Here is an 8,037-nt window from a genome sequence, read left to right on the forward strand (position 1 = left end):
TGCTGCCTCGAAATCAGCACTCTCCATCCACTAACGCTCCCTTTCGACGTGAGAAGCCTATGTTTGTACCGCTCCGTCGATTTTCGCGCGCCGGGTCGATGGCATCGATTCAATAACCGACGATTATTAGACCATCGAGTTTCGCCTTCCTATTTTCGTCTCGTCCGCAAAGGAATATGGCAGTTTCCGAAAAGCCGCGATAGCAATTGGCGGCCAAGAATCAGCCGTCGCATTCGCGACTCTGGAAGGACGAGATCGGCGCCGCGCTATAGCGATCAGGATGTGCTGCTAGTGCTGCCTCGAAATCAGCACTCTCCATCCACTAACGCTCCCTTTCGACGTGAGAAGCCTATGTTTGTACCGCTCCGTCGATTTTCGCGCGCCGGGTCGATGGCATCGATTCAATAACCGACGATTATTAGACCATCGAGTTTCGCCTTCCTATTTTCGTCTCGTCCGCAAAGGAATACGGAAGATGACGAGCTACCACACACAGCTGGTGGACGAAGGCAACGATGACCGCGCCAACTTTCCTGAGTACCGGAACGTGTACACGGAGCGCTGTGCTTACGAGGCCTACAAGACAGGCGTGTTTGCCAATGGCACGACTTCCACAAGGAGTTCCAGCTGACTTCGCTTGGGCTCGCCTGGGCAGAACGCGAATGGCTCGCGCACCGAGCCGTCGGGCGACTTCCCGGGCGCTGCCGCACCCCATGAAGGCTACGGCGGACGCAACGTCATGATTTACTGGCACGTTGAGCACAGCTCTGTGTGCGTCCGCTCGACCGAGTTTCTTGGCTGCCGTGTTGGCAGTGCGCATCATCATCGCCTGAAATCCACGAAGGCATTTGAAACCTCCTACTCCTAAGATTGCGAATAATGGAAATGTACTCGTCAGGGGAGTCAGAAACGAGTGCCGCTAGACTATTATGAAATACACAACGAGATTATTTGCCGAATTTCTTGCGGTTGCCTTCGTGGGAGGAATTGGCCTTGTGGCCGACACCACGGGCATATCTCTTATCCTGTTTCCTGAGATTGCCGCTTTAGCGTATGATGTATTCACGCGCCCCCGCGGAAAATGGGCAAGCCAACCAATCAGACTAATTGCTACCCCTACGATCACCGCGATCCTAGGGGTGATGATTACCCGCCACTGGGAATACAGCGCCCTCGCGGTAACTGTTGTTGCCCTCCTGAGCCTATTTGCTATTAAATTGCTCCGATCGAACATCGGAGCAGCGATCTCCGCCGGTGTGCTTCCAATGGCCCTCGGCGTGATGAGTTGGGGTTACCCCGCCGCCATTCTTGCGGGACTCGCTGTACTCGCCATTGCGTTGACGCTCTGGAAGCGCCTTGATCCCCATCGTTACCTATCTGAGGGGAGCAAGGAGAGCCGGATTATTGAAACCGCTGAAACTCCGCCGAGAGATCGGTTCTGGATCTTCGCACTGACGGCATTCGTCCTCGCGCTGGGAGTGGTGGCTCAAGCAACGGGATTGCGCTTCCTGTTATTCCCTCCGCTGATCGTCGTAGCCTATGAATTATTCGGACCTTCCTGGCTGGATGTCACGGCCGGTATTGTTCCTCTCGTATGTTTCCTGACCGCGACCGTCGGCTTGAGCACGGGCTTTCACACGGAATTTTTGGGCGTGACGGTTACCATGCTTTGCTCGATTGCTATTTTACGGATGTTTAAAGTCCATATGCCGCCTGCCCTCGCCGTTGGTTTGATACCGTTCGTCATCGTCCATCCCACCTTTTGGTATCCGATCTCGGTGTTCTTGGGCGCCGCCGCGCTCATCGCGTCCACCAGAGCATACAGCTTTATTACTCATCAGCCGGTAAGATAGGCGGCACTCGGCGCGAAGAAGGACTGGATGAGCCGGAGCGCAGCCTTTGAGACGAGCCAACCGCGCCTCGATCTTGTCCTGCAACCGCTCACCCTTGCGCAGCGGCGTCCTGGCCGCGCCAGTGCGCTTCATATGGCTCCGCACGAGCTCGTCTCGGTTCAACTCCGGCGCGTATCCCGGCACGAAGTGCAGCGTCAGCCGCCCCTCGGTCGATAGCACATAGTGTTTCACCGGCCTTGTCTTGTGAGTCGGGAGCCCGTCGACCACCAGATGGACTGGCTTCACACGGTTCCGCATCATCTTCCGCAGCAGGCGGACGAACAGCTTCGCCGTCAGCCCACCTTGATAGGAGCAATACCAAAAGCCTCCCTTTGCGATCACTGCCGAGATTGCGCGACCGCTTAACTCATCCGGCCCGCGAATAACACATCGCGCAAAAACGCACACCTTAAGAGCGTTGCGGCATGTCAGGCACCAGCTTGAGCTTGTCAGCCATCCGGCCGAGTTCTGGAAGCGAGCCGGCCTGCATCTTCTGCATCGCCCTGCTGCGATGCACGTTCACCGTGGCTTCGGCGATGCCGATATCGTGGGCAATCTGTTTGCTCAGGCGGCCGCGCGCCACCTGAATTACGATCTCGCGTTCCCGCGGGCTCAGGGAGGCGAAACGCTGCCTAAGGGAGACCAAGGCCTTGTCATTCTCCCGCCGCGCACGATCGCGGGCCAAGCCAAGCTGAATGGCATCGAGAAGATCCTGGTCGCGGAACGGCTTGGTCAGGAACTCGATCGCACCCCGCTTCATTGCCTGCACGGACATCGGTATGTCGCCGTGACCCGTGACGAAGATGATCGGTATCTGCCTGTTTGCCGCAGCTAGCTCGCGCTGGAAATCGAGGCCACTTTGGCCGGGCAATCTGATATCGAGCACCAGGCAGGTGGGGCAATCCGGTGGATCGGATTTGAGAAAGTCGGAAATGGAGGCAAATAACTGAATGTTAATGCCGAGCGATCGCAGCAGGCGCCCGACCGACGCGCGGAGATCGGTATTGTCGTCGATGACCAACACGGTGGAGGTTGCGTCAGACATCGCTTCCACTCGGAAGAAATCGCGAAAATCAACCCGCATCTTGGTTTTCAGGTCCGACAACACCGCGCATTTCTAGCAGGCTGTTGAAAAAGGTGCTCGCCGCCGACCAGCGACCGTGATTCATTGGCTCCGACGAGATTCGGAGATGGTGCGTGCGCGGCGGCGACAATCGAACGGGCGAGCTGTTCAGCTACGTCGATCTGGAGGCGCGGGTGCGGCGTGACCATCTGCTGCGAGGGATCCGGACGATCGTGAACGAGGCGCTGTCGGCGCTGGAGCGCGAGTTTGATTCGCCGATCGGGCGGCCGTCGATCCCGCCGGAGAAGCTGCTGCGGACGATGCTGTTGCAGGCGTTTTACTCGATCCCCTCGGAGCGGCTTTTGATGGAGCGGCTGGAAGACGACCTGCTGTTCCGCTGGTTCGTCGGAATCGGTGTCGACGATGCGGTCTGGCTCGCCCAGGCGTGTCCATGCGCCATCGCCAGTAACAGTCGCTCACGGAACATTTCGACGGTGGCGATCTTGGTGTTTCCGGCTATTGGATCCGTATCCCTCCGGCGGCGACCGCCTTGCATAGTTTGAGAGGTGGCGTGAGGATTGACCTTAGGTCTAGCTTTAAGGTCACGTGGCGAATGCAGGTCAATGTGTTGGGCGCCGAGCGTCGGCGGCGATGGAGTTACGACGAGAAGGTCCGCCTTGTCGAGGAGACCTTGCAGGCCGGCGAGACCGTCTGCGGCGTCGCGCGCCGGCATGGGGTGGCCCATAGCCTGCTGTTCACATGGCGTCGGCAGGCGCGCCAGGGCCGCCTGGGCGGTGATGCGGTGCCAGCTCTGGTTCCTGTCGAGATCACACCTGGGCCGGCACCGGCATCGATCAGCACGTCGCAACTAGCGTCTTCGCCTCCTGCGCCACGCGCCAGAGCTGGAATCATCGAAATCGAGCTTAGCGGCGGCTGTCGTGTTCGCGTTGATCGCGACGTCGACGGTGAGGCGCTGCAGCGGGTTCTTGAGCTTCTGCGGCGGCGATGATCCCGATACCAAGCGGCGTCAGGGTCTGGATCGCCACCGGCCACACCGACATGCGCCGCGGCATGCGAAGCCTGGCTCTTACGGTTCAGGAAAGCCTGAAGCGCGATCCTCATGGTGGCGATCTCTACATCTTCCGGGGTCGCAGAGGCGACCTGGTCAAGATTCTGTGGCATGACGGGTTGGGCATGTCGCTTTACGCAAAGCGCCTGGATCGCGGCAAGTTCATCTGGCCCTCGGCGTCGGACGGCGCGATATCGATCTCGGCGGCGCAAATGGCTTACATGCTCGAAGGCATCGACTGGCGGAATCCCCAACTGAGCTGGCGGCCGCAGAGCGCGGGCTGAGCGCAGAATCTGTAGCTTCTTGCATTTTGGGGAGTCCCAGCGCTTCCAATCTGTGATTCACTGCGTCGCATGAATGCAGATGGCCATGCTGCTCCGGATGACGTTGCCGCCCTGAAGGCGGCGCTGGCAGCCGAGCGCGCGAAGGGTTTGGAGGTCGCTGCCGAGCTCGCTGTCGCCCGTGCGAAAGCGTCGGAAGACGAGGCGCTGATCGCACAGCAGAAGCTGCAGATCGCCAAGCTAAAGCATCAGATCTATGGCCAACGGTCGGAGCGTTCTTCGCGCCTGATCGAGCAGCTGGCACTAACGTTCGAAGAGCTGGAAGCAAACGCCACCGAGGACGAGCTTGCGGCCGAACGGGCCGTGGCCAAGATGACGACGGTGCGCGGATTTACACGTAAGCGCCCCGAGCGTCAGACCTTCCCCGAGCATCTGCCACGGGAACGGGTGTTGATTGATCCGCCGGCAGCTTGTGAATGCTGCGGCAGCAATCGTCTGCGCAAGCTCGGCGAAGACGTCACGCGGACGCTGGAAGTGGTGCCGCGCCAATGGAAGGTAATCGAGACGGTCCGGGAGAAGTTCTCCTGTCGGGACTGCGAGAAGATCAGCCAGGCGCCGGCACCGTTCCATGCCGTCCCGCGGGGATGGGCTGGCCCGAGCCTGTTGGCCATGATCATGTTCGAGAAGTTCGGTCAGCATCAGCCCTTGAACCGCCAGGCCGAGCGCTACGTGCTGGAAGGCGTGCCGATCGCACTGTCGACCATGGCCGATGCCGTTGGCGCGGTCTGTGCCTCGTTGGATCCCCTGCTGCGCCTGCTGGAAGCCTATGTCATGCGGGCCGAGCGCCTGCATGCCGATGATACGACCGTGCCGGTGCTGGCCAAGGGCAAGACTGATACGGGACGATGCTGGATCTACGTCCGGGACGACCGGCCGTTTGGAGGCACGGACCCGCCGGCGGCGATGTTCTATTACTCACGCGACCGCAAGGGCGAGCATCCGCAGGGGCATCTGGCGGGCTATGCCCGCATCCTGCAGGCCGACGCCTATGACGGGTATAACCAGCTCTATTTGGCGGGACGCCAGCCAGGCCCAATCCGGGAGGCTGCCTGCTGGTCGCATGGACGGCGCCCGTTCTTTGCTATGGCCGACATCGAAGAGAATGCCCGGCGCAAGGCCACCGGCAAGAAGGAAATCCCGCTCTCTCCGATCGCGATCGAGGTCGTGCGGAGGATCGATGCACTGTTCGAGATCGAGCGCTCCATCAATGGCAAGAGTCCGAGGAGCGCCTTCAGGTGCGGCAGACGCGGAGCCGTCCTTTGGTCGATGATCTTCAGGTCTACATGCGGGAACAACTCGCCAAGCTCTCCCGTGGGCACGACCTGGCCAAGGCGTTCAACTATATCCTGAAGCGATGGACGAGCTTCACCTTGTTCCTCGAGGACGGGCGCGTGTGCCTCTCCAACAATGCCGCCGAGCGAGGGCTGAGGGGCATTGCTCTTGGCCGAAAGGCTTGGCTGTTCTGCGGCTCCGACCGCGGCGGACGGCGTGCGGCGGCCATGTACAGCCTGATCGTCACGGCAAAAATGAACGGCATCGACCCGCAGGTGTGGCTGTCCGATGTGCTTGCTCGCATCGCCGCCCACCCGGCTCATCGCCTGGACGAGCTTCTGCCCTGGAATTGGACGCCGGCATCAACACTCTCCGCTCAAGCAGCATGACCACGCACGTCAACAAGGTCCATCACGTCACCACCCTCACCAAGTTAGCCAAAGACCTCGGCGAAGATGAAGATTGGCTGTGGGACATCGCCAACGAGATGGAGATCGAGGATGGCGTCATCTGGGTCTATGGCGTCGGAGAAGACGGCGTCCAGGCGTTCACCGACTTCGGCATCGACAACCTGATCGAGCTCATCAAGTTTTACAAAGAAAACCCTGAACTGCTCAGGCGGTGAAACTGCGGCCTACGCCGAACGGATACTTGGATCCGTCGAGAAACGCCCGTCAATTTGACCGCTGAGGAGACGTTCTATTCCCTCGCGTGTGATTGGCTGGAGAACCAGTTCGAGTATCGGCAGCCGGCGGGCCAGGGACGATGAGGATGGGCGCTACGTCTACACTACAACCACCTAAGGCGCTCTACCGCTTCCTCATGTCGTCGGGACAACCAGAATCGGGTGATTATGAAGAAAGGCGGTCGGTGTCATTTTCGTTACCTGTCGGAAGGCAAACGAGAACGCTGCGGTGCTGCCGAAGCCTATATCTGCTGCAACCTGCGAGATTGCGCGCCCCGACGAGAGTTGATCGATTGCGAGCGCTATTCTTGCTCTTTGCCGCAAGGCCTTGAAGGTCAATCCCGTTTCTACCGGGAACATGCGGCTGATTGTGCGAATCGACGTTGCCGCGCGACGAGCAAGGTCACTTACGCCGAGGTGCATCTGCGAATCCGCTAAAGCCAGATCAGCGACGCGTCTTCCGATTGTGCTTGTCGGCATTGGAAGAAACACCGGAACGTCGGGCGCCTCGGTAAGCTCGTGAAGAATCAATCGGACGGCAAGCTCGGCTTTTTCGGACGGTATATCGACCTTGAAGGCCGCGAGGATCAATTCCCGTAGAAGTGGTGTAACCACCAGGGCGAATATGTAATCGAGCGGCCTTTTCGGCGCCCACTTCTGTAAAGCCGATGGGTGTCAGTAGATCATCCGTAATTCGGTATCGGAAAGCATATCGACCCGATGGGGTATGCCGGCTGGCATCCAGAGCGCAAATTGGGGCGGGACGAACCAGCGTCCAGATGCAGTGTAGACCTGCAGCGTTCCCGTAGCAGCAAAGATCACCTGTGATTCTTCATGCGCGTGCAATCCGACGGCCTCACCTCGGGGGAACGTCCTGCGAAGAATCCTGAACGGCAAAGGCATCTGCGCTTGGCGCGTCATATATGTCGATTGGCCACACATCGTTGCCACGGCTTGGTACCATTGCGCGATGGCTTGGTCGAGCGTGCTGTTCCCCAGAGCGTGTTGTCTATGTCCATCCCAACCTGTTCTAACGAGAGAGCTAATGTTGAAGAGAATACCGGTCACCGGTGTGCAGTTATGGCCAACACAACTCACCTGTTCCCTCGACATCAAGTATAGATCTACGGAATCCGCCACTGAGAGTATGCGCAAAGTCGGCCGCCCAAAGTTCGCGCCGGAGATTGCATCCTGATGGACGGCGTCGAATGTTTAACGGCGTCGAAGCGCCGCTGGGCAATGCTCTGCATCTTGCTTGGACTTGGTCTAAGTTCCCTCGGAAGCGCGATCGTGAATATCGCCTTGCCGAATATCTCGCGTTCATTCGCAAGTAGTGACGCGGCGACCGTTTGGGTCGTGAATGCCTATCAGCTTTCGGCAACGGTCTGCTTGTTGCCCGTTGCAAGTCTGGCCGAATCATGCGGTCTAAAGCGCGTTTATGCCACCGGTCTAGCTATTTTTGTCCTCGCGTCGTTGGGTTGCGCTTTCGCTCCAACATTGCCGATGCTGGTGAGTGCGCGCTTGATTCAGGGTGCTGGAGCGGCCGGGGTTTCTGTGGTGACGGCAACGACAGGAACAGAGGCGGCTTCAACGTGGGTTAGCGAGGCTGGCTGGTTCGAAACCATCCCTGCGGAAGCTACAGCATACTCGGCATAGGCCCCGATAAACCGCGGATTCGTAACACCATAAACTTGATCTCCCACACGCAGTTCGGA

At 59.2% G+C, this 8,037-nt stretch carries 8 protein-coding genes and 4 pseudogenes; 7 read left to right on the forward strand and 5 right to left on the reverse strand.

Translation table 11 applies throughout. The features are described 5' to 3' along the window. Window positions 1-929 precede the first annotated feature (929 nt). Window positions 930-1,853 (forward strand): hypothetical protein, encoded by a 924-nt coding sequence (locus tag ACZXDY_RS36775; protein ID WP_464348913.1) that lies wholly within the window; start codon window positions 930-932, stop codon window positions 1,851-1,853. Here the strand turns inward: ACZXDY_RS36775 and ACZXDY_RS36780 are convergent. Then, a pseudogene (locus tag ACZXDY_RS36780) lies at window positions 1,838-2,246 on the reverse strand (transposase); the annotation flags it as partial. The gene ACZXDY_RS36775 and the pseudogene ACZXDY_RS36780 sit on opposite strands and share 16 nt — an antisense overlap. A gap of 55 nt (window positions 2,247-2,301) precedes the next feature. Next, complete coding sequence (locus tag ACZXDY_RS36785; protein WP_464348921.1) at window positions 2,302-2,937, reverse strand: response regulator transcription factor; 636 nt, start codon at window positions 2,935-2,937, stop codon at window positions 2,302-2,304. A 152-nt stretch (window positions 2,938-3,089) separates the two neighbouring features. On the opposite strand from ACZXDY_RS36785, the pseudogene ACZXDY_RS36790 reads away from it, so the two are divergent. From ACZXDY_RS36790 to ACZXDY_RS36810, 5 genes and pseudogenes are all read left to right on the forward strand, one after another. Further along, a pseudogene (locus tag ACZXDY_RS36790) lies at window positions 3,090-3,389 on the forward strand (transposase); the annotation flags it as partial. Between the two features lie 179 nt (window positions 3,390-3,568). Beyond that, a complete protein-coding gene (tnpA, locus tag ACZXDY_RS36795) occupies window positions 3,569-3,964 on the forward strand; it encodes an IS66-like element accessory protein TnpA (RefSeq protein ID WP_464348914.1) in 396 nt (131 codons plus the stop codon). Beyond that, the gene (gene tnpB, locus ACZXDY_RS36800) at window positions 3,961-4,308 is read left to right on the forward strand and encodes an IS66 family insertion sequence element accessory protein TnpB (protein ID WP_464348915.1); all 348 of its coding nucleotides are present in this window, start codon (window positions 3,961-3,963) and stop codon (window positions 4,306-4,308) included. The genes tnpA and tnpB overlap by 4 nt, the downstream gene beginning before the upstream one ends. A 69-nt stretch (window positions 4,309-4,377) precedes the next feature. Next, window positions 4,378-6,026, forward strand: a protein-coding gene (tnpC, locus tag ACZXDY_RS36805; RefSeq protein ID WP_464348916.1) for an IS66 family transposase whose coding sequence is annotated in 2 segments (ribosomal slippage) — window positions 4,378-5,590 and window positions 5,590-6,026 — 1,650 coding nt in all. Because the reading frame shifts where the segments join, the coding sequence is not laid out codon by codon here. Further along, window positions 6,023-6,262 (forward strand): hypothetical protein, encoded by a 240-nt coding sequence (locus ACZXDY_RS36810; RefSeq protein WP_463331188.1) that lies wholly within the window; start codon window positions 6,023-6,025, stop codon window positions 6,260-6,262. The genes tnpC and ACZXDY_RS36810 overlap by 4 nt, the downstream gene beginning before the upstream one ends. Before the next feature lie 195 nt (window positions 6,263-6,457). Here the strand turns inward: ACZXDY_RS36810 and ACZXDY_RS36815 are convergent, their stop codons facing one another. Then, window positions 6,458-6,913: a helix-turn-helix domain-containing protein gene (locus tag ACZXDY_RS36815; protein ID WP_464348917.1), complete on the reverse strand. Its 456-nt coding sequence runs from the start codon at window positions 6,911-6,913 to the stop codon at window positions 6,458-6,460. Between the two features lie 84 nt (window positions 6,914-6,997). After that, window positions 6,998-7,435: an AraC family ligand binding domain-containing protein gene (locus ACZXDY_RS36820; protein ID WP_464348918.1), complete on the reverse strand. Its 438-nt coding sequence runs from the start codon at window positions 7,433-7,435 to the stop codon at window positions 6,998-7,000. Window positions 7,436-7,561: 126 nt separating this feature from the next. Between ACZXDY_RS36820 and ACZXDY_RS36825 the strand changes: the two are divergent. Next, window positions 7,562-7,855, forward strand: a pseudogene (locus tag ACZXDY_RS36825) (MFS transporter); the annotation flags it as partial. A gap of 23 nt (window positions 7,856-7,878) precedes the next feature. On the opposite strand, the pseudogene ACZXDY_RS36830 reads toward ACZXDY_RS36825, so the two are convergent. Then, a pseudogene (locus tag ACZXDY_RS36830) lies at window positions 7,879-8,037 on the reverse strand (NADP-dependent oxidoreductase); the annotation flags it as partial.

The sequence above is a fragment of the Bradyrhizobium sp. LeoB3 genome (genome assembly GCF_055456055.1).

Bases quoted from the DNA above. Each gene is read 5' to 3' on its own strand.
- ACZXDY_RS36775 (WP_464348913.1), top strand. From the start codon at position 930: ATGAAATACACAACGAGATTATTTGCCGAATTTCTTGCGGTTGCCTTC.
- ACZXDY_RS36785 (WP_464348921.1), bottom strand. From the start codon at position 2,937: ATGTCTGACGCAACCTCCACCGTGTTGGTCATCGACGACAATACCGAT.
- tnpA (WP_464348914.1), top strand. From the start codon at position 3,569: ATGCAGGTCAATGTGTTGGGCGCCGAGCGTCGGCGGCGATGGAGTTAC.
- tnpB (WP_464348915.1), top strand. From the start codon at position 3,961: ATGATCCCGATACCAAGCGGCGTCAGGGTCTGGATCGCCACCGGCCAC.
- ACZXDY_RS36810 (WP_463331188.1), top strand. From the start codon at position 6,023: ATGACCACGCACGTCAACAAGGTCCATCACGTCACCACCCTCACCAAG.
- ACZXDY_RS36820 (WP_464348918.1), bottom strand. From the start codon at position 7,435: ATGTCGAGGGAACAGGTGAGTTGTGTTGGCCATAACTGCACACCGGTG.